At 42.4% G+C, this 19,347-nt stretch carries 21 protein-coding genes; all 21 read right to left on the reverse strand.

From position 1 onward, the window contains the following. Nucleotide 1: 1 nt before the first annotated feature. Complete coding sequence (locus ACFI6L_RS14675) at nucleotides 2–1,498, reverse strand: oligosaccharide flippase family protein (RefSeq protein WP_462574295.1); 1,497 nt, start codon at nucleotides 1,496–1,498, stop codon at nucleotides 2–4. Then, on the reverse strand, nucleotides 1,485–2,078 hold the full coding sequence (locus ACFI6L_RS14680; RefSeq protein WP_462574296.1) for an acyltransferase: 594 nt from the start codon (nucleotides 2,076–2,078) through the stop codon (nucleotides 1,485–1,487). The genes ACFI6L_RS14675 and ACFI6L_RS14680 overlap by 14 nt, the downstream gene beginning before the upstream one ends. After that, on the reverse strand, nucleotides 2,075–3,151 hold the full coding sequence (locus ACFI6L_RS14685; protein ID WP_462574297.1) for a DegT/DnrJ/EryC1/StrS family aminotransferase: 1,077 nt from the start codon (nucleotides 3,149–3,151) through the stop codon (nucleotides 2,075–2,077). The genes ACFI6L_RS14680 and ACFI6L_RS14685 overlap by 4 nt, the downstream gene beginning before the upstream one ends. After that, complete coding sequence (rfbA, locus tag ACFI6L_RS14690) at nucleotides 3,148–4,026, reverse strand: glucose-1-phosphate thymidylyltransferase RfbA (RefSeq protein WP_462574299.1); 879 nt, start codon at nucleotides 4,024–4,026, stop codon at nucleotides 3,148–3,150. The genes ACFI6L_RS14685 and rfbA overlap by 4 nt, the downstream gene beginning before the upstream one ends. Next, entirely contained in the window at nucleotides 4,026–5,090 is a 1,065-nt protein-coding gene (rfbB, locus tag ACFI6L_RS14695) for a dTDP-glucose 4,6-dehydratase (RefSeq protein WP_462574300.1), read from the reverse strand. The genes rfbA and rfbB overlap by 1 nt, the downstream gene beginning before the upstream one ends. 1 nt (nucleotide 5,091) lies before the next feature. Then, the gene (locus tag ACFI6L_RS14700; protein ID WP_462574301.1) at nucleotides 5,092–6,117 is read right to left on the reverse strand and encodes an NAD-dependent epimerase/dehydratase family protein; all 1,026 of its coding nucleotides are present in this window, start codon (nucleotides 6,115–6,117) and stop codon (nucleotides 5,092–5,094) included. Between the two features lie 27 nt (nucleotides 6,118–6,144). Next, the gene (gene tviB / locus ACFI6L_RS14705; RefSeq protein WP_462574302.1) at nucleotides 6,145–7,419 is read right to left on the reverse strand and encodes a Vi polysaccharide biosynthesis UDP-N-acetylglucosamine C-6 dehydrogenase TviB; all 1,275 of its coding nucleotides are present in this window, start codon (nucleotides 7,417–7,419) and stop codon (nucleotides 6,145–6,147) included. Next, nucleotides 7,419–8,360 carry a Wzz/FepE/Etk N-terminal domain-containing protein gene (locus ACFI6L_RS14710; RefSeq protein ID WP_462574303.1) on the reverse strand — a complete coding sequence of 314 codons (942 nt, stop codon included), beginning with the start codon at nucleotides 8,358–8,360 and terminating at the stop codon, nucleotides 7,419–7,421. The genes tviB and ACFI6L_RS14710 overlap by 1 nt, the downstream gene beginning before the upstream one ends. 11 nt (nucleotides 8,361–8,371) lie before the next feature. Continuing rightward, nucleotides 8,372–11,200 (reverse strand): SLBB domain-containing protein, encoded by a 2,829-nt coding sequence (locus ACFI6L_RS14715; RefSeq protein WP_462574304.1) that lies wholly within the window; start codon nucleotides 11,198–11,200, stop codon nucleotides 8,372–8,374. Nucleotides 11,201–11,545: 345 nt separating this feature from the next. Continuing rightward, nucleotides 11,546–12,766: a flagellin N-terminal helical domain-containing protein gene (locus ACFI6L_RS14720; protein ID WP_462574328.1), complete on the reverse strand. Its 1,221-nt coding sequence runs from the start codon at nucleotides 12,764–12,766 to the stop codon at nucleotides 11,546–11,548. 523 nt (nucleotides 12,767–13,289) lie between these two features. Continuing rightward, nucleotides 13,290–13,532: a type II toxin-antitoxin system Phd/YefM family antitoxin gene (locus tag ACFI6L_RS14725; protein WP_462574305.1), complete on the reverse strand. Its 243-nt coding sequence runs from the start codon at nucleotides 13,530–13,532 to the stop codon at nucleotides 13,290–13,292. A gap of 168 nt (nucleotides 13,533–13,700) precedes the next feature. Then, the gene (rplQ, locus tag ACFI6L_RS14730) at nucleotides 13,701–14,102 is read right to left on the reverse strand and encodes a 50S ribosomal protein L17 (RefSeq protein ID WP_012519212.1); all 402 of its coding nucleotides are present in this window, start codon (nucleotides 14,100–14,102) and stop codon (nucleotides 13,701–13,703) included. 41 nt (nucleotides 14,103–14,143) lie between these two features. Further along, on the reverse strand, nucleotides 14,144–15,133 hold the full coding sequence (locus ACFI6L_RS14735) for a DNA-directed RNA polymerase subunit alpha (protein ID WP_039226687.1): 990 nt from the start codon (nucleotides 15,131–15,133) through the stop codon (nucleotides 14,144–14,146). 19 nt (nucleotides 15,134–15,152) lie between these two features. After that, entirely contained in the window at nucleotides 15,153–15,773 is a 621-nt protein-coding gene (rpsD, locus tag ACFI6L_RS14740) for a 30S ribosomal protein S4 (protein WP_012519214.1), read from the reverse strand. 24 nt (nucleotides 15,774–15,797) lie between these two features. Next, the gene (gene rpsK / locus ACFI6L_RS14745; RefSeq protein WP_012519215.1) at nucleotides 15,798–16,190 is read right to left on the reverse strand and encodes a 30S ribosomal protein S11; all 393 of its coding nucleotides are present in this window, start codon (nucleotides 16,188–16,190) and stop codon (nucleotides 15,798–15,800) included. Nucleotides 16,191–16,204: 14 nt separating this feature from the next. Beyond that, a complete protein-coding gene (gene rpsM, locus ACFI6L_RS14750; protein WP_012519216.1) occupies nucleotides 16,205–16,561 on the reverse strand; it encodes a 30S ribosomal protein S13 in 357 nt (118 codons plus the stop codon). Between the two features lie 175 nt (nucleotides 16,562–16,736). Next, complete coding sequence (rpmJ, locus tag ACFI6L_RS14755) at nucleotides 16,737–16,853, reverse strand: 50S ribosomal protein L36 (protein WP_012519217.1); 117 nt, start codon at nucleotides 16,851–16,853, stop codon at nucleotides 16,737–16,739. Between the two features lie 38 nt (nucleotides 16,854–16,891). Continuing rightward, nucleotides 16,892–18,211, reverse strand: a complete 1,320-nt coding sequence (gene secY / locus ACFI6L_RS14760; RefSeq protein WP_014977524.1) for a preprotein translocase subunit SecY — start codon at nucleotides 18,209–18,211, stop codon at nucleotides 16,892–16,894. A gap of 5 nt (nucleotides 18,212–18,216) precedes the next feature. After that, nucleotides 18,217–18,651 carry a 50S ribosomal protein L15 gene (rplO, locus tag ACFI6L_RS14765; RefSeq protein ID WP_014950906.1) on the reverse strand — a complete coding sequence of 145 codons (435 nt, stop codon included), beginning with the start codon at nucleotides 18,649–18,651 and terminating at the stop codon, nucleotides 18,217–18,219. Between the two features lie 3 nt (nucleotides 18,652–18,654). Beyond that, on the reverse strand, nucleotides 18,655–18,834 hold the full coding sequence (gene rpmD / locus ACFI6L_RS14770) for a 50S ribosomal protein L30 (protein ID WP_014950907.1): 180 nt from the start codon (nucleotides 18,832–18,834) through the stop codon (nucleotides 18,655–18,657). A gap of 6 nt (nucleotides 18,835–18,840) precedes the next feature. Next, nucleotides 18,841–19,341 carry a 30S ribosomal protein S5 gene (gene rpsE / locus ACFI6L_RS14775; RefSeq protein ID WP_012519221.1) on the reverse strand — a complete coding sequence of 167 codons (501 nt, stop codon included), beginning with the start codon at nucleotides 19,339–19,341 and terminating at the stop codon, nucleotides 18,841–18,843. Nucleotides 19,342–19,347 lie beyond the last annotated feature (6 nt).

Genomic DNA, 19,347 nt, shown 5'->3' on the forward strand with positions numbered 1-19,347 from the left:
TTTAGTCCTGTATCAATCTATCAACTTTTTTGAGAAAAACGAAATTAAAAATTAATGCGGCTAACGCCGATATTGATATTAAGAGAAAGTTGTAAAACCTAGATTCAATGTTATTGAAAAGCATCGATGAAGTGATTAGCACCAATATAGGCACAACAGAATAGACAATAACTCTAAATATCCAGCTATAAGCTATTTTTTTCAATAACTTATAATGGGTAAATGTTACGTAGCCAGTTAAATAGAAGAAGTTTACTACTAACCAAGCCCAAGCTGCCCCTGAAGCACCAAAGTAAACCGCTGATATAAGTATACTTGGCACTCCTATCGTTAATAGGAGTCCACTTCCTATCAGATGAAGCTTCAAGTTTCCTATGGCCGTTTGTAGAAGACTGGCAAATGATGAAAATATTAAAAAGAAATTTCCAACAGCGTAAATACTCATAATATCACTAGTGTTTTTTACCACTTCTTGATCCCCTGTCCAAACAAAAAGTATCTCATCGGGGAATACTGCTAGAGTAAGCGCGGCAGTGCCAGAAATAAGCGCAGTTACTTTTGTTGTCTGAGCATAAAGTTTTGTTAGTTCAGCGTTCAAACCTTTTGCATGGTGACTAGTAAGTCGCGGCAAGATAGCTGCAGTTATTGGAGAGTTGAGAATTATAATAGCGTTTGCAACCATGACTGCTAGTGAGAAGTATCCATACTCTGAAAGTTCAAGCATTCCTGACAAAATTAATTTATCTGTCTGTGTAACAAAAACCCATACCGAAGAGGTAAATGCAACTGATAGTGAAAAACCTAATCGCAGTTTTAGTGGCCTGAAATCAATCTTTAATAAGGTAGCGTTTTTCGGTTTATTAGGGATTAATTTCCTATTGCAAAAAGCTAGGCAAATTAACTCCAAAAAGCCGACTACCAATTGATGAAAAAAGAATACCTCAATTTTAAAGTCGAAGAGCCAAAATGAACCGAATACTCCTATAAATCTTAAAGAGTTAAAAGTTATATTTATTAGGGCTAGCGAAACAAACTTTTCATTGCCAATCAGTATTCCGCGCAATAATCCAGAAAGCCAACGAAAAACTACAACACCACCCATTATCTGAATTGAGTTGGAAACTACTTCCGTACTAAGTAACTCCAACTCAAACCAATCGCGCGATATGAAAGCCGAAAGAAAATAAATTGAGAGATAGCCAATCAAACCAATTATAAAAAACACAAAAGCAAGTGATTTCAGCAGGCTGTAATATTCACTTTGCTTCAACGCACCACTCTTGTAACGGGTTGTTTCTCTGCTTATTAACGGCGATAGACCGAAATCCAAGAGCGCGAACCACACTTGCATCATTGCAAAAAAGCCGATTAAGCCATAGGATTCGGCACCAAGATACTTTAAGTAGAGAGGGAAAAATAAAATAGAAACTAATGTTGAATAAATTTGTGACGTATAGTTCGCAACAACATTTTTTTTCAGAGAATTATTGCTTGGCATTGGAGTCTGTCAAATCATTTTGAGAGTGGTGTAGCTTTACTTCTAAATCTATAAGTTGCTTTTTTCTGACCTTAATTAATTTCAGGGGGTTACCAGCGTATATATTAAAAGCCTCGCAGCTTTTACTAACTAAACTCAGCGCGCCTATTGCTACTCCCTCACCTAAGACTACGCCTGGAAGCACAACAGTGCCTGAACCTATAATGGTATGCTTTCCCACTACAACCGAGTCTGTTGTCACATTGGTATATTCTTCAGGCACCATTGGATTTGACATAAACTCGCCTGAATAGTCATCGTTACTTGAATATATCGAAACTCTTGATGATATGTTGCAGAAATCACTAAGCGTTATTTTCCCTCCACCTATAAGAGAAGTGTACACTGCGATATGAATAAAACTGCCTATTTCTATTCCACCTTTTCCGGCAGAGAGAACACAAAAATCGTCAATCCTAACATTACTACCAACTGAGATTCTCTCGATGCCGTAGAAGCTCGCTTTTTTAGAAATTCGTACATTTTCACCTAACTTGGCAAAACCTAACTGTTGAAGCTCGACATCAGAATAAATACTCATGACAATGACGCTTTAATGGTATCACAAACATATCCAACTTCTGCTTCAGTTAAATAGTAGTGAAGTGGTAAACACAATACACGCTTAGAGATATTCTCCGAGATAGGCATTTTTACTTCGGGTTTGTAGACAGTATTTAATGATGGAGAAAAATAATCGCGGCACTGAACGCCATTACTAATCAGTGCCTGTTTAACTTTCTCCTTTTCAGCACCATCCTTTAAAAGGATAGGCATATATGCACCGTTGTAATTACTCTGAGTGTGCCACGAAGGTAGCTCCACAAAATCACTTAGTGCATTTACGTAAGTCGAAAACAAGAAGCTCCGATGCTGTAAAATTTCATTTATTTTTTCGAAAACGGTAAGGCCAACAGCGCATTGATATTCATTTAGCTTTGCGTTTATTCCTGCTTCGGCAAGCTTACCACTACCGTTAATACCAAAGTTAATCAATTCCTTGGCTTTCGAGTAATCTGCCTTTTCACTGAAAATGATTGCGCCGCCTTCAACAGTATGGAATAACTTTGTAGCGTGGAAACTTAGAGTACTTGCGTCTCCGTAGGATAATACCGACCGGTTAAAGCAATTTACTCCAAAAGCGTGTGCAGCATCGTAAATTACTTTTGTATTTGTTTTCTCACTGAGAGAAGATAAAGCTTCAACGTCGCAAGGGTTTCCATACACGTGTGTGGCTACAATACCGTCGAACCTTGCATCTTGCTTGATTTTAGTTCCAAGGGCTCTAGGGCAAATATTAAGAGATTTTGCATCGATATCAGAGTATGCAATGTCAATGCCCTGCCAAAGAAGTGAACTTGAAGTTGCCGCAAAACTAAAAGGTGTAGTTAGCACATTTTTCAAGCCTAATACTTTAGCTGCTACTTGAATAGCTAGCGTTCCATTCGATACAAGTAGGAGATTAGATACACCAAGATATTCCTCTAATTTGGCGGTCAACTCCTCATGTAAAGGGCCAAAGTTTGTGTACCATCCAGAGTTATTGACCTGCTCTAGGTAGCCTTGAAGCGTTTTAAGGCATGGGCTAAAAGGTTTATTTAGTAATACCTTCATGAATGACTAACAATTTCCTTTAGATACTGGCCGTAAGAATTTTTCTTCATCAGCTCTGCTGTTTGATGAACAGCGTCTTTAGAAATCCAACCATTGTTGTAGGCGATCTCTTCTAAACACGCGATTTTGAAACCTTGGCGCTTTTCGACTGTTTCAACAAATTGGGCGGCTTCTAGCAAACTTTCATGTGTACCTGTATCAAGCCACGCAAATCCGCGCCCCAACATTTCAACATTTAACATACCTTCTCCGAGGTACATTTCATTCAAACAGGTGATCTCCAACTCTCCCCTAACAGAGGGTTGGACTTGTTTCGCTTTTTCTACAACCGAATTATCGTAAAAATACAGGCCGGTGACCGCATAGTTTGATTTTGGTTTTTGTGGCTTTTCTTCAATTGAAATCGCTTTTTGATTCTCATCAAATGCAACAACACCAAACCTTTCAGGATCTTTAACCTGATATCCAAATACAGTAGCGCCATTTCCATTAGCAGCATTTTGCAGTGCGTGCTTTAGCTTCGGAGAAAACCCCTGACCATAAAAAATATTGTCGCCTAACACTAAGCACACATCATCATCGCCAATAAATTCTTCACCTATAATAAACGCCTGTGCTAAGCCGTCAGGTGAGGGTTGGGTTTCGTATGAAAGGGAGATACCGAATGCACTACCGTCACCAAGTAAGCGTTTGAACGCTTCTGAATCTTCTGGCGTCGTTATGATCATCACTTCTCGTATACCCGCAAGCATGAGCACAGAAAGTGGATAGTAAATCATTGGCTTATCATAAATGGGTAGTAGTTGTTTAGAGACGCCCATAGTTATAGGGTAAAGACGAGTCCCTGATCCGCCTGCTAGAATGATCCCTTTCATTATTCTTTTCCACCTATACGAACTAAGCTGTAGCTACCATCCAAAACTCTCTCCCACCATGTACGGTTCTGTAAAAACCACTCGACCGTCTTACGCAAACCTGTTTCAAAGGTTTCTTGTGGAACCCATCCTAATTCACGCTTAATTTTTGAGGCATCGATGGCGTAACGTAGATCGTGACCTGGGCGATCAGCTACAAAAGTAACAAGGTCGTTGTAATTACTAACTCCATTTGGCTTTTCAGGTACCAATTCTTCCAGAAGTTTGCATATCTCTCTGACTACATCAATATTAGCTTTTTCATTATGCCCGCCAATATTATACGTTTCACCTATTGCTCCTTCTTTCGCTACTAGCAGAAGTGCTCTGGCGTGATCTTCTACGTAAAGCCAGTCACGTATTTGCTTACCGTCACCGTACACCGGAAGTGGCTTTCCATCGAGAGCATTTAATATCATGTGAGGAATCAATTTCTCAGGGAAATGGTACGGCCCGTAATTGTTTGAACAATTAGTGACTAAAGTGGGGAGACCGTACGTACGTTTCCACGCTCGTACAAGGTGGTCACTTGAAGCTTTTGAGGCAGAGTATGGAGAACTAGGTGCATATGAGGTTGTCTCAGTAAACAATTCTTCAGGATTTTCAAGATCTCCGTAAACTTCATCTGTCGAAATATGATGAAACCTAAATAGCTCCTTTTTGGTTCCAGATAGGCTCTGCCAATAAGTTCGGCATACCTCGAGCAAATTATAAGTCCCAATAATATTGGTCTTCATAAACTCGCCAGGCCCGTCTATAGAACGATCAACGTGCGACTCCGCTGCCAAATGCATTACAATGTCAGGTCGATGTGTTTCAAACACCCTTGAAAGCTCACTAGAATCGCAGATATCAACGTGCTCAAATTTGTATCTCGATGACTGTTCACAGCCATTGAGTGACTCTTGGTTTCCTGCGTAGGTGAGTTTGTCAAGGTTTACAACTTCGTCCTTGGTATTCTGAATTATATGTCTCACTACAGCAGAGCCAATAAAGCCAGCGCCACCTGTTACCAAAATCTTCATATTATTTACCCACAAACGCTATATACCAAGGCATCGCTTTATCGATACCAGCGCTGATATTAAATTTAGGATCATAACCAAGATTTTTCTTTGCTTTACTTATATCGGCTTGAGAATGTCTTACGTCGCCAGCCCTAAAATCTCTATATACCGGCTCATTTGAAACTTCGATGCCGTTACTCGTCAATGAAGAAGCGATTGATTGGTAGAGATCATTTAGCGTTGTTCTATCTCCAACTGCGACGTTATAAACTTGGTCTTTTGCCTGGTCATTAGCACAAGCTGCCAAAATATTCATCTGAACAGTGTTTTCAATGAAGCAAAAATCTCTTGACGTTTCACCATCGCCATTAACAAAGACATCTTGGCCCTCAATCATAGCTGCAGTCCATTTCGGAATAACTGCAGCATAAGCGCCATTAGGGTCTTGTCTTTTTCCGAACACATTGAAATAACGAAGACCTATAGATTTAAAACCATAAGTGCGCGCATATACATTTGCGTAAAGTTCATTCACATATTTCGTTACAGCATATGGAGACAGTGGATTACCAATATTTTCTTCTACTTTCGGTAAGGCAGGATGGTCTCCATACGTAGAACTACTAGCTGCATAAGTGAAACTATCCACGTTCGCTTCTTTAGCCGCCTGTAGCATATTAAGAAAGCCTGAAACATTAGCAGCATTGGAAGTCAATGGATCAGCGATAGAGCGAGGAACCGAACCAAGCGCTGCTTGATGAAGGACATAGTCAATATTTTCTACGGCGTTTTTACACGTGTCATAGTCTCTTATATCACCTTCGATGAAACTGAAATTCGCCCACTGCTCTTCAGACACCGTCGACTTCACTTCGTCAAGGTTTCGTTGGTGTCCAGTTGCAAAGTTATCTAAACCAACAACTGTTTGACCTAATTTAAGTAAGGTTTCTAACAGGTTCGAACCTATGAAACCAGCAACGCCAGTTATTAACCATTTCTTAGGAGAAGATGCTAATTGCTCACAGAGCTTTTCAAATTCAGACACTACAATACTTCCTTAGATATCGTTCGATTAAAGACGCATGTCGACAGATGATTTGTCTAATACATATTTTAAATCATAAAGCACATGTGATTGCTTACCTAACTTACGAATAGCTTCAGCACCTAAATCCTTAAACTCTTGATGTCCGACAGCCAAAACAATTCCATCATAAATTCCCTCTTCAGCAGTCGTCATTGTTGAAACACCATACTCATGCTGAGCTTCTTCACTTGAACACCAAGGGTCTACAATATCCACAGTGATATTGTATTCTTTTAATTCATTCACAATGTCAATAACCTTGGTGTTTCTTAGATCAGGGCAGTTCTCTTTAAACGTTAAGCCCATAATCAAAACTCTTGCACCGTCAATCTGAATACGCTTTTTCATCATTTGTTTTACAAGTTGTGATACAACGTATTCGCCCATACCATCATTGATTCGGCGACCAGCCAATATCATGTCCGGGTGGTAGCCTTCCGCTTGCGCTTTGTGGGTAAGGTAGTACGGGTCTACGCCAATGCAATGCCCCCCAACCAAACCTGGTCTAAACGGCAAGAAATTCCACTTTGTTCCAGCTGCCTCTAATACTTCTAAAGTATCTATTCCAAGTTTGTTGAAAATAATCGATAGCTCATTAATGAGCGCAATGTTCACGTCACGCTGTGTGTTCTCAATTACTTTTGCAGCTTCAGCAACACGTATTGAAGATGCTTTATGTGTGCCAGCAGTAATAATTGACTTATAAAGTGCGTCAACAAAATCAGCGACCTGTGGCGTTGATCCTGAAGTAACTTTAAGGATATTAGTCACTCTATGCTCTTTGTCACCTGGATTAATTCTTTCAGGAGAGTAGCCAGCAAAGAAATCATCGTTAAATTTGAGGCCTGATACGCTCTCTACAACTGGTATGCAATCTTCTTCTGTTGCTCCAGGATAGACAGTTGATTCATATATGATCGTATCGCCTTTCTTTATGATGGTTCCTAACATTTCACTCACTTTAATAAGTGGTGTTAAGTCAGGTTGCTTAAACTTGTCTATTGGCGTTGGTACTGTAACGATAAAAACGTTACAAGATGACAAAATCGATTTATCACTAGCATAAGTTAGCGTTTTAGCTTCTGCTAACTCCTTTTCGCTGACTTCTAAAGTCGAGTCCGTTCCACCTTTAAGCTCGTCAACGCGAGCTTGATTTATATCAAAGCCAACCACTTCGAATTTTTTACTGAATTCTACAGCAAGTGGCAACCCTACGTAGCCTAAACCCAACACTGCAATTTTTGCGTTTGATAATTCCATTAAACTCTACTCTTCTTAACTTGGTCTCTTACAATCAGCACAAGACATGATATTAAAAATGCTGAGGTAACCAGTAATAAACAAATTAATGCTCTTTTGGGACCTGATTTTTTCTCTGGCACAACAGCAGGGTCAATTACTTTGAAGACGTACTCGTCCCTGACATTTGCAAGCATTTTAGTCTGCTGTTGCTTTTCAATTAACTGATAGAAAATTTGCTGCATGTCTGCGATTGCAGTTTTCTCGAGCGCATCCGTAAGGTAACCGATACTTTTTTCGGCCTCTGCTATGTCTAAACGCCTCATTCTGTCATTAATGTCGTTGATAAGATTTGTAGTAATCTCTTTTGCTACATATGGAGAATGATGTGTAACCGCTATTTTTACAAAACCCGTTTCTTTGTCTTTATTGACGCTGAGATAGTCTTCAACAAACTTCTTATGAACTTCTTGCAAACTAGGTTCCGGCTGCAATGGCGCAGAGACTTGGCGAACCCAAGAATTTGAGTTTGCATCGTAGATTTCCTCATCAAACACGAGAGTATTTGAGCTTCTGTTCCATCCGTCGCTGGCCATTATCACTGGTTTAAGATTTCGCTTCGCCACAAATTCGCCGATAAAGCTCTTACTCTTTAAAATCTCCAATGCAATTGAAACTTTATCGCTTTTACCACCAGCCAAATCAACACCAGCAAGTGAAGCTAGACCGCCGAACTGACCTGCGAGAGCATTCAACCCACCACCATTCGCCTCTTCAGCCGGCGCGAGCAATACTTCGCTTCTATATTCATTTGAAAGATTCATTGAGTATACTACACCGACGATACCTGCTAATAAGCATGCGACTGCCACTATCCACTTTCCACGCCATACAGCAGTCAAAAGCTCTAAAATATCAATATCAGATGAGTCTTGGTGGCTTGTTTTTAAATTAGACGTCATAATCATTTAACCTACAAACCATTAATCGCAGCAACAGCAATCGCTGTATTATATAGAATTCCAGTTGCAGTGCTCCATAGGCTCAACGTATCTCTGTACTCTGTATCTAATGGCACAACAACAGTGTCTCCTGGTGCCAGTTTGTTTTCCAGCGAGTACCAATTAAACGCACTTGGCTGATATACAGAACCGTTCGCCCTAACAACATAAATACGTTCATCGTCAGCTCTAACTTTCAGGCCACCAGAGCGAGAAATATAATCGCTAGCGTCTAAGCTTCCATCGTAAATATGAGACGTTGGGAACTGAACTTCACCAAGCACAGTAACGCTTTGTGATATTTTAGGCACATAAAGCGCGTCACCTGCGTTCAGTGCTAAATCTAAGGTTTCTTCGCCAGCCAGCAGTGTAGGTAAATCAATTACCAATCGACCAACGGCATCGGTGTTCGTTAAACGATCTTTTAACCTTTTTGCTTCATTACTAGAAAGAGCCTGCACGTCTTCGCTTTTATCAACACTAAGTGTTGCAATCTCATTATCTAATTCTGTCGCTAAGCGCTTTATTTGTTCCTGCTCTCTTAATCTTAACGATTCACGAGTAAATACCGCACCTTCAGCAAAAGCTAAATCAGTTAACCCACCCGCCCTTTCGATTACAGAACTAAGCGTTTCACCCTCTTGCAATACATAAGTACCAGGAAACATAACCTCTCCCGCTAGCTTAATAGTGCGTCGCTCTCGCCATTCAGGAATACGCTTTATTAACAGAGAGTCAAGGGGCTGTAACTCAACATTATCACTTAGAGAAACGCGCTGGTGCGTAAGCGAGGCTGTTGTTTTGCCGTCTGTTTCAAATCTGGAAAGCTCTGCATTAAGCATGTAACCGGATTCATTTAATCCACCAGCTAATGCTATTAAAGTTTGCTGAGTCATACCTTCTACGAAAGGGTATACACCTGGGAAGCGCACATCTCCGCTAATTGTTATCAATTGCTGAGTAAACCCTTTTGAAGACTGCTGCGCTAGTTCATCTGTAAGGTCTTCAAGAAGCTCATCTCTTGGCTTGTCTTTATCAAAAACATATAAACGATCTAGTGGCTGTAACTTTTCACTATTATTGGTTTTGATATCAATATACTTCAACTCAGTTTTAAACGTGTTTTGATTTAGGCGAGCTATCAGCACAAAGTTTAACTCTGCTTCTTGCGTGTACCCCATTGCTGCACGTAACACGTTACTCACTGTGGAACCTTCACTCAGTGGATAAGTACCAGGGTTTCTCACTGCGCCGTTTACAGTAACAATTTTTGGAGGTTCTGCTAGCGTTGTCTGTTCTCGTAACTGGCTAATTACTGGCTCTAAACTTTCCGCTCGTTCCGACTTTCTGCTAAATACATATACCGTGTCTTTTGAGCTTAAAACTAAGTCTTCGGATGAGTCGTTTTGAATAAGGTATTTTGAATAATTAACATCATATGCTGTTATTGCACCTGTTAATGGATCTTCTCTTGTTACTAAAACGTAATTTAGGTCGGGCTGCGACTTAAAGTCGTTAATATTTCGAAGCAATGAGCTCAACCGCATGCCTTTTTGCCAGCCGTATACGCCGGGTCTGGCAACATGCCCTAGAAGAGTAACGCTGTTTTCCAACGCATCTAGTGATGAGCTAACAGATACGATGTCGCCGTTTTTCACACTATTTTGTTTGCTATCTCTCAAGTTAACATTAATAACCTGACTTAAGCCTTTTGATGTAATTCGCTGCAGTTTAACAATATCGCCATATGCATTAGGTAGAAGACCGCCCGCAAGCTTTATAACATCGCGAACAGTTTCTTCGCCATCTAGCTCATAAATAGCTGGGCGAGGTACGGCGCCTTTTACCGAAACACTTTTACCTTTTGTAGGTATGAATACCACGTCGCCCGCCATTAGGCTTACATCGCCACTGGTATCGCCTTTAAGCAATAAATCATAGAGATCAAGACTTGCTACCACTTTTCCATTACGCTTCACTTCTATGTTACGTAATGAGCCGATTTCATTGATACCGCCAGCGGCGAAAATTGCTTGTGTAACGGTTGATAACGAACTGATTGTGTAAGAGGCGGGCTTATACGCTTCGCCTAACACAAAAACACGTATTGAGCGTAATTCACCCATCGTGATATTGCTGCGAACACCAATAATTCGATTGCTGATCTCATTGCTAAGTTCCTCACGCACTGTAGCAAAGGTTTGACCCACTACAGAATATGGGCCTAACTTGGGAATTTCTATTTCGCCTTGGCGATTTACCGTGAGTGAATAGTCCTGCGATTCTTTACCGTAAATTTGAATACGAAGCGTGTCGCCGGGGCCCAAAATATATTCGCTTGGTACAGGTACGTCTGAGACAGGGGCAAAAGTGCTCGGCTCTCCAGCGAAAAGTTCATAACCAAACGGTTTAAGATCATCTGATTTTTGCTGTTTGAAAAAGTCGTTAGTGACTTCTTCGCTACTTGGATTTTCTTCGTCGCCATTAGGCTTTGAATTTTCAGTTTCAATTTCATCGCCTGTTTGCGATGCCATTATAGAATTATCTAAATCTTCATCGCTTTTTCGTCTTACACCTCTTTCGCGAACTAGTTCGTTTAGTGTGGGAGAAGGCTGTGATTTAGCACCAGACTGCTGGGTTAGGGCATCGAGGTCTACGCCGTATTGCCGAGCCAATGCTTCTTGTTGCGCTCTGGGCAATTTCGAAAACATTTCGATTTGTTCTGGAGTAGGAGTGGCTGCGGAGACTTGAAAGGCTATTGAAGCCATTAGCGACGCAATGAGTAAACACACTTTTTTCACATTTATTCCCTTTCTCTTTTGCAGAATTACCACAACGAACTGCCCGGCCTTATATTTCCGGAGGGCGCATTCTACCTATTTAGATTGCGAATTTCCAACCGTTAATGATTAAAAGTAACGTGGATCAAAATTTTTTGAACTTTTTAAATTGGTAGAATTGGAAATTGGTATTAGCTAGTCAAGACGGGTCGTTTTGTATGACGGTTAAATTACAGAGGGTTATCAGGTAATTGCTCAGAAAAATAGTAAAAGGATTTGGTATTTCTTATAGCTTAGATTTTCTCTTGAATTAAGATAAGTCAGCTAAATGTCTAGAACAGCAAGATACTTGATCAGCTAAGGTATCTACGCACTTTGACTAACTGTGTTGTTCAACAACCCCAAAACCTGTTCATCAGTAGATTTAGCCTGTGCCCTTACAGAAATACTCGCTTGTTCCACGATTTGCGCCTGTGTAGATTTAGCGGTTTCTGCAGCGAAGTCTGTATCGAGGATTTGAGATCGGGCTGCCATTAAGCCCTCATGCATACGGTCATTGAGTTTTAGGGCCGACTCCATTTGATTCATCTTTGCGCCGTAAAACGCTCGGCTCTCGCTTACATACGCTAACGCATCATCAATTTGCTGCAACGCCACTTCTGCATTTTCAAAGGTAAGCACATCACTTTCAACCATGTCTAGGTCAGATAAACCCACTGGCGTTTTAGTTAAGTTTATGAAGTCTGTGCCATCTCGTAGCGAGTTAGTAGCAGTTATATCCACAGGGCCCGCCTCAAAGCTATTTCCACCACTTCCGGCAGCACCCAGCGTATCCCAATCTACGGTGGCATCAAATACGCCTTGCCCCACTACTGAAATAATGAGTGGCTCGTTAGTGTTGTCGATGGTAAGGGTCTCTGTTGTCACCCCTGGGTGTTGGTCACCAGAGAAGGTGAATGTTGTTCCATTAATCGAACCAGAACCACTGGTAATTAAAGAAGTACCATCGTAGCTTGCCGTTGTTGCGTACCCTTCTTCTGCTAAGAATAAAAAGCGTTTGATGTCACTCGTTGAGTTAACGTTATTGGTACCCCACACATTGTCAGACAGTGGTGTACCAACTAGATGCCTACCGCTTGTTGTAAATACCTGCAGATCATCGTCTGCTGAAAAGCTATCAATATCTATAGATATGTTTGTTGAACCAGCGGGAATATACGCTATCGAGTGTAAACCACTGCTCAATCTCGTTGTATTGCCCTTTACGAAGGTATCGCCTATTGAAGGTACGTTATCTGACAATAAATCGTTATCACCTAGCAAAGGCAATCGGTTAAACGCTTCGGTATTGTAGGCTATTCCATTAAGTGCGTTTTTTAATTGCTGAAATTCTTTATCTAGTGCGTGCCTATCTGAATCAGTATTAATGCCGTTTTGTGACTGCATGGCTAATTGCCGCATACGCTGTAATATGTCGGCAGATTCTTTCAGGCCGCCTTCTGCTATTTGTGCATAGTTAATGCCGTCGTTTAAGTTTCTTCGCAACTGGTTTTTCGCCAAAGATTCCGACGTCAGCCTGTTCGAAATTTACAGGCCGGCACTATCATCTGCAGCACTATTTATTCTAAGCCCTGAACTTAGCCGTTCATACGCTGTAGACAGCGTTATACTAAACACAGGGTTGGAAGATAGTGACTGCGTAAATGATGAAACGGTTAACATAACCTTCCTTGCTATGAAAAACTGAAAGACATGCAATGAAAAAACTCAGTTACATATAAAGTTCAAATAAGCGTAATACGTGATTACTTCAAACAAGCTGCAAACAATGAGCCAACCCGACCATTAGCAAAATTAGCAAAAAATGAACTTCTATTGAGTCAAAGGATTTTGAGACCTGCTTTTCAGACCGAGGCTCGAAAGGCTGCACAGCTGACTGTCTCAAGCATGTACATTTAACTTCCCCTTACGGTTAGTGGATATGAGCGTATGGCGCAATTATTCGTAATGCGTCCACATGCGTAAAACTTTCACTGTCTGAATTTCCTCGAGGACTTGATAACCTAACCTATGTTGGATGTTAATACGCCTCGAATACGCACCAACTAAGTCACCAATCCAACTCCTCTGCACAGTTCCCTCTCTCTTCTTCCATTCCTGCTTTAATAGACTCACGCATTCCTGACACTGATAACAAGTACAAGGTTTCTTGAATTGCGTTCCAATCACTTTCAGAAAGTAGTAATGCGTTGTTTCGCTTACTAGTAATTAAAACGGGGTCGTGAGATTCAGCTGCTTCTTCTATTACCCGATACAAGTTAGCCCTAGCTTCGGTTGCCGATAATGTACTCATAACATTTCCTCCAAAGAGCTTCTAACGTACGTCCAAGCGTACAGCGAGTTAAATTTTTACTAGTGAGAATAATGGGGCCAGAGTTGCAACTCTGACCCCATTATTCTTTAGGCACAAAAAAAGGGGCCTGAGTTTTCACTCAGGCCCCTTTTTCTAATCGAGTATTAATTACTCTTCAGTTGCTTCTACTGCTTCTTCTTCAGCTTCTACAACTGGACGGTCAACTAGCTCAACATATGCCATTGGGGCATTGTCGCCAGCACGGAAACCGCATTTAAGAATGCGAGTGTAACCGCCTGGACGAGCTTCGTAACGAGGACCAAGCTCGTTGAATAGTTTACCTACAACCTCTTTGTCACCAGTGCGGGCGAAAGCTAAACGGCGGTTTGCAACGCTGTCTTCTTTAGCCATAGTGATTAGAGGCTCGATTACGCGACGTAATTCTTTCGCTTTTGGTAACGTAGTTTTGATCACTTCGTGCTTGACCAAAGAACCGGCCATGTTTTTGAACATAGCTTGACGATGGCTGCTGTTGCGATTCAACTGACGACCACTCTTACGATGGCGCATAGTTTTATCCTTCTCTACAAATCAGTTTGATAAAAACCTGATTAATCTTTTTCAGCGATGCTCTCTGGCGGCCAGTTTTCTAGGCGCATACCTAGAGAAAGACCACGAGATGCTAGAACATCTTTGATTTCAGTTAGCGATTTCTTACCAAGGTTTGGCGTTTTAAGTAGCTCAACCTCAGTGCGCTGTACCAGGTCACCAATGTACTGGATAGCTTCTGCTTTCAAACAGTTTGCAGAACGTACTGTCAGCTCTAGGTCATCTACTGGACGAAGCAGAATCGGATCGAATTCTGGCTTCTCTTCTTTCGCTTCAGGCTCAGACACATCACGTAGGTCTACGAATGCATCTAGCTGTTCAGCTAGGATAGTAGCAGAACGGCGGATCGCTTCTTCAGGATCCAAAGTACCGTTCGTCTCCATGTCGATGATTAGTTTGTCTAGGTCTGTGCGTTGTTCAACACGAGCAGACTCTACACTGTAAGCAATACGTTCAACTGGGCTGTATGAAGCGTCTACTAACAAACGACCAATTGGACGATCATCTTCTTCAGAGGAGCGACGGGTAGAAGCTGGTACATAACCGCGACCCATTTCTACTTTAATGCGCATGCTGATTTCAGCTTCGCCAGTTAAAGTACAAATAACGTGGTCAGGGTTTGTAATTTCTACGTCGCCATCATGCTGAATATCACCAGCAACAACAGGGCCAGCGCCAGATTTCACTAGAGTTAGGGTTGCCTCAGTTTTACCTTCAAGGCGAACCGCTAAACCTTTAAGATTTAGCAAGATTTCAATTACGTCTTCCTGAACACCTTCTTTGGTGCTGTACTCGTGAAGAACGCCGTCAATTTCTACCTCGGTAACTGCACATCCTGGCATAGATGACAGTAAAATACGACGTAGGGCGTTACCTAGAGTATGGCCAAAGCCGCGCTCTAGTGGTTCCAAAGTTACTTTGGCACGAGTAGGAGAAACGTTTTCGATCTCAACTAATCTCGGTTTTAGGAATTCAGTCACAGAACCCACAATGCTTCCTCTTTAGTTAGCTTTACTTAGAGTAAAGTTCGACGATCAACTGTTCGTTAATTTCCGCAGACAGGTCAGTTCTTTCAGGAACGCGCTTGAAAGTGCCTTCCATTTTGCTGCTGTCTACTTCAATCCAGGTTGGCTTCTCACGTTGGTCAGCCAGTTCCAAAGCAGCAACGATACGCGCTTGCTTCTTAGCCTTTTCACGAACAGAAACCACGTCTTCGGCAGAAACGTTAAACGATGGGATGTTCACAACTTGACCATTTACCATGATCGCCTTGTGGCTAACTAGCTGACGTGCTTCAGCACGAGTGCTAGCGAAACCCATACGGTAAACTACGTTATCAAGACGCTGTTCTAAAAGCTGTAGCAAGTTTTCACCTGTGTTGCCTTTTAGACGTGCAGCTTCTTTATAGTAGTTGCGGAATTGCTTTTCCAGAACGCCGTACATACGACGAACTTTTTGTTTTTCACGCAGCTGAACACCGTAGTCAGACAGACGGCCACGACGGGCACCGTGCTGACCAGGCGCTGTATCGATTTTACATTTAGAATCGATTGCGCGAACGCCGCTTTTTAGGAACAGGTCAGTTCCTTCGCGACGGCTAAGTTTGAGTTTTGGACCCAAATATCTTGCCATGATCTTTCTCCAACTGTCCGTCGATTAAACGCGACGTTTTTTCGGTGGACGACAACCGTTGTGAGGAATAGGGGTCACATCGGTAATGTTTGTGATCTTATAACCTGTAGCGTTAAGAGCACGGATCGCAGACTCACGGCCTGGACCTGGACCTTTAACGAAAACTTCAAGGTTCTTAAGACCGTATTCTTGTGCAGCAACACCTGCACGCTCAGCAGCTACCTGTGCAGCAAATGGGGTAGATTTACGTGAACCACGGAAACCTGAACCACCAGATGTCGCCCATGCTAGTGCATTGCCTGAACGGTCTGTAATAGTCACAATTGTGTTGTTGAAAGACGCATGGATATGAGCCATACCGTCTGCAACCTGACGTTTAGCGCGCTTACGCGTGCTACGAGCTGGTGCTTTAGCCATAACTTACTCCCCGTTTACTTCTTAATTGGCTTACGAGGACCTTTACGGGTACGCGCATTAGTTTTAGTGCGCTGACCACGTAGAGGCAAGCTACGACGGTGGCGAATACCACGGAAGCAACCCAGGTCCATCAAACGTTTGATGCTCATAGAGACTTCACGGCGTAGATCACCTTCAACGGTGAATTTAGCCACTTCGTCACGAAGCTTATCAATAGTAGCTTCGTCTAGCTCTTTGATTTTTGTATTTTCTGCAACACCAGCACCCGCACAAATGCTTTTCGCACGTGTGGGACCAACGCCATAGATCGCTTGGATAGCGATTACAGCATGCTTGTGCTCAGGAATGTTAATGCCAGCGATACGGGCCATTAACAGCACTCCTCTTGTTTATTTGTCGACGACCTAAAAAGCCCGATAGGATACTTACCCGTCGACTAAATTGCAAATTAAGGTTCAAAATACTTTAAAACAAAACTAGCAGAACCAGACAAGTACTATCTAGGTTCTGCTTACTTAGCTTTGCGAATATCTTGTTCCGCTTAGATTAGCCCTGACGCTGCTTATGCTTTGGGTCAGAACTGCAAATTACACGCACAACACCGTTGCGCTTGATAACTTTACAGTTACGGCAAATCTTTTTTACTGATGCACGAACTTTCATTACATCTTTCCCCTTTCTATCAATATTAAGGGGCTAACTTATCGGCCGTAGCCTTTAAGGTTAGCTTTCTTCAGCACAGACTCATATTGACTAGACATCAAATGTGTCTGTACTTGTGCCATAAAGTCCATGATAACTACTACGATAATGAGAAGCGACGTACCACCGAAGTAGAACGGCACATTCCAAGCAATTAGCATGAATTCAGGCACTAAACAAATAAAGGTTATGTACAGTGCGCCAGCCAGTGTAAGGCGAGTCATTACCTTGTCAATATATCGTGACGTTTGCTCACCCGGGCGGATGCCTGGGATGAACGCACCAGATTTCTTCAAGTTATCTGCTGTATCACGCGGGTTGAAAACCAACGCCGTGTAGAAGAAGCAGAAGAAGATAATCGCAGCTGCATATAACATCACGTACAGCGGTTGACCAGGAGATAGCATAAGCGCTACATCTTGCAACCACGCTGTTGATTCATTCTGTCCGAACCATCCTGCGATGGTACCCGGGAACAGAATTATGCTAGAAGCAAAGATTGGTGGAATTACACCAGCAATGTTGACTTTTAGCGGTAAATGGGTGCTTTGCGCAGCAAAAACCTGACGGCCTTGCTGACGTTTCGCGTAGTTTACCACAATTCTGCGCTGTCCGCGCTCTACAAATACAACTAGGTATGTAAGAGCGATAACAATCACGCCAATCAACAGTAGGAACAACAAGTTAATGTCGCCCTGCCTTGCTTGTTCCGCAGTCTGACCTATCGCTGTTGGCAGACCGGCAACAATACCAGCAAAAATCAATATAGAGATACCGTTACCAATACCTCGTTCGGTAATTTGCTCACCCAACCACATAAGGAACATAGTTCCTGTGACTAGGCTCACTACTGCCGTAAAGTAGAATCCGAAGCCAGGGTTTATCACCAATCCATTAATCAGGTTAGGCAAACCAGTCGAAATTCCAATTGATTGGAAGATAGCCAATACAAGCGTTAGATAACGCGTGTACTGACTAATTTTACGACGGCCTGCTTCGCCTTCTTTTTTAAGCTCCACCATCGGTGGGTGAACCACCGAGAGCAACTGCATGATAATGGATGCAGTAATGTATGGCATAATGCCCAAAGCCAGAACGGATGCACGCTCAAGCGCACCACCAGAGAACATGTTAAACATTTCTACAATGGTGCCTTTTTGTTGCTCGAACAAGTCAGCAAGTACAGCTGGATCGATGCCAGGGATAGGAACGTAAGAACCTAGTCTGAATACAACAATCGCACCAAGTACGAACAACAATCTTGCCTTAAGCTCACTCAAGCCGCTTTTAGCGCCTGAATCCAATCCTGGTTTAGCCATCTAGCTTATTCCTCTACTTTACCGCCAGCAGCTTCAATCGCTTCTTTAGCGCCTTTAGTAACCTTTAACCCGCTTACTGTAACAGCGCGTGAAACTTCACCGCTCTTAACAACTTTAACGAACTGGATTTCTTTCTTAACGATACCAGCTGCTTTTAAAGTCTCAAGAGACGCAGTATCACCATCAACCTTCGCGATTTCAGCAAGAGTTACTTGATCAGTAACAAAGCTCTTGCGTGAAGTGAAACCGAACTTAGGAAGACGACGCTGGATAGGCATCTGACCACCTTCGAATCCTGGCTTAACGCGGCCACCTGAACGGCTTTTTTGACCTTTGTGACCGTGGCCACTCGTTTTACCAAGACCTGAGCCGATACCACGACCAGAACGCTTACCAGTAGGCTTTGAACCTTCGGCTGGAGAAATTGTATTTAAACGCATGTCTTACTCCTCCACTATCTCAACCATGTAATATACACGGTTGATCATGCCACGAACGGCTGGGGTATCTTCCAGTTCACGAACATGGTTGATTTTACGAAGGCCTAAACCTTTAAGCGTAGCTTTGTGCTTTGGCAGACGGCCAATTGCACTTTTAGTTTGCTTTACTTTAATCGTTGCCATGTCTGATTACCCCAAAATTTCTTCTACAGACAATCCACGCTTCGCAGCAACTTTCGCCGGGCTGTTCATTTCTGTCAGCGCGTTGATTGTTGCACGTACAACGTTGATTGGGTTTGTAGAGCCGTAACATTTTGAAAGTACGTTTTGTACACCAGCTACTTCAAGTACTGCACGCATCGCACCACCGGCAATAATACCGGTACCTTCAGATGCTGGCTGCATGTAAACTTTAGAGCCAGAGTGACGACCTTTAATCGGGTGCTGTAACGTGTGACCGTTAAGGTCTACGTCAACCATGTTGCGACGTGCCTTTTCCATTGCTTTTTGGATTGCAGCAGGTACTTCACGTGCCTTACCGTAACCAAAACCAACGCGACCGTTACCGTCACCCACTACTGTCAATGCAGTGAAACTAAAGATACGACCACCTTTAACCACTTTAGATACGCGGTTTACGGCGATCAATTTCTCTAGAAATTCACCATTTTGAACGTCTTGTTTAGCCATTATAAA

The organism is Alteromonas sp. G4i35 (assembly GCF_054960375.1).

Coding starts and splice junctions, on each gene's coding strand:
- ACFI6L_RS14685 (WP_462574297.1), bottom strand. CDS start 3,151: ATGAAGGTATTACTAAATAAACCTTTTAGCCCATGCCTTAAAACGCTT.
- rpmJ (WP_012519217.1), bottom strand. CDS start 16,853: ATGAAAGTTCGTGCATCAGTAAAAAAGATTTGCCGTAACTGTAAAGTT.
- rpsD (WP_012519214.1), bottom strand. CDS start 15,773: ATGGCAAGATATTTGGGTCCAAAACTCAAACTTAGCCGTCGCGAAGGA.
- ACFI6L_RS14725 (WP_462574305.1), bottom strand. CDS start 13,532: ATGAGTACATTATCGGCAACCGAAGCTAGGGCTAACTTGTATCGGGTA.
- tviB (WP_462574302.1), bottom strand. CDS start 7,419: ATGGAATTATCAAACGCAAAAATTGCAGTGTTGGGTTTAGGCTACGTA.
- rpmD (WP_014950907.1), bottom strand. CDS start 18,834: ATGGCAACGATTAAAGTAAAGCAAACTAAAAGTGCAATTGGCCGTCTG.
- rpsM (WP_012519216.1), bottom strand. CDS start 16,561: ATGGCCCGTATCGCTGGCATTAACATTCCTGAGCACAAGCATGCTGTA.
- rpsK (WP_012519215.1), bottom strand. CDS start 16,190: ATGGCTAAAGCACCAGCTCGTAGCACGCGTAAGCGCGCTAAACGTCAG.
- rplO (WP_014950906.1), bottom strand. CDS start 18,651: ATGCGTTTAAATACAATTTCTCCAGCCGAAGGTTCAAAGCCTACTGGT.
- ACFI6L_RS14675 (WP_462574295.1), bottom strand. CDS start 1,498: ATGCCAAGCAATAATTCTCTGAAAAAAAATGTTGTTGCGAACTATACG.
- rfbA (WP_462574299.1), bottom strand. CDS start 4,026: ATGAAAGGGATCATTCTAGCAGGCGGATCAGGGACTCGTCTTTACCCT.
- ACFI6L_RS14680 (WP_462574296.1), bottom strand. CDS start 2,078: ATGAGTATTTATTCTGATGTCGAGCTTCAACAGTTAGGTTTTGCCAAG.
- rplQ (WP_012519212.1), bottom strand. CDS start 14,102: ATGCGCCATCGTAAGAGTGGTCGTCAGTTGAATCGCAACAGCAGCCAT.
- secY (WP_014977524.1), bottom strand. CDS start 18,211: ATGGCTAAACCAGGATTGGATTCAGGCGCTAAAAGCGGCTTGAGTGAG.
- rfbB (WP_462574300.1), bottom strand. CDS start 5,090: ATGAAGATTTTGGTAACAGGTGGCGCTGGCTTTATTGGCTCTGCTGTA.
- rpsE (WP_012519221.1), bottom strand. CDS start 19,341: ATGGCTAAACAAGACGTTCAAAATGGTGAATTTCTAGAGAAATTGATC.
- ACFI6L_RS14710 (WP_462574303.1), bottom strand. CDS start 8,360: ATGACGTCTAATTTAAAAACAAGCCACCAAGACTCATCTGATATTGAT.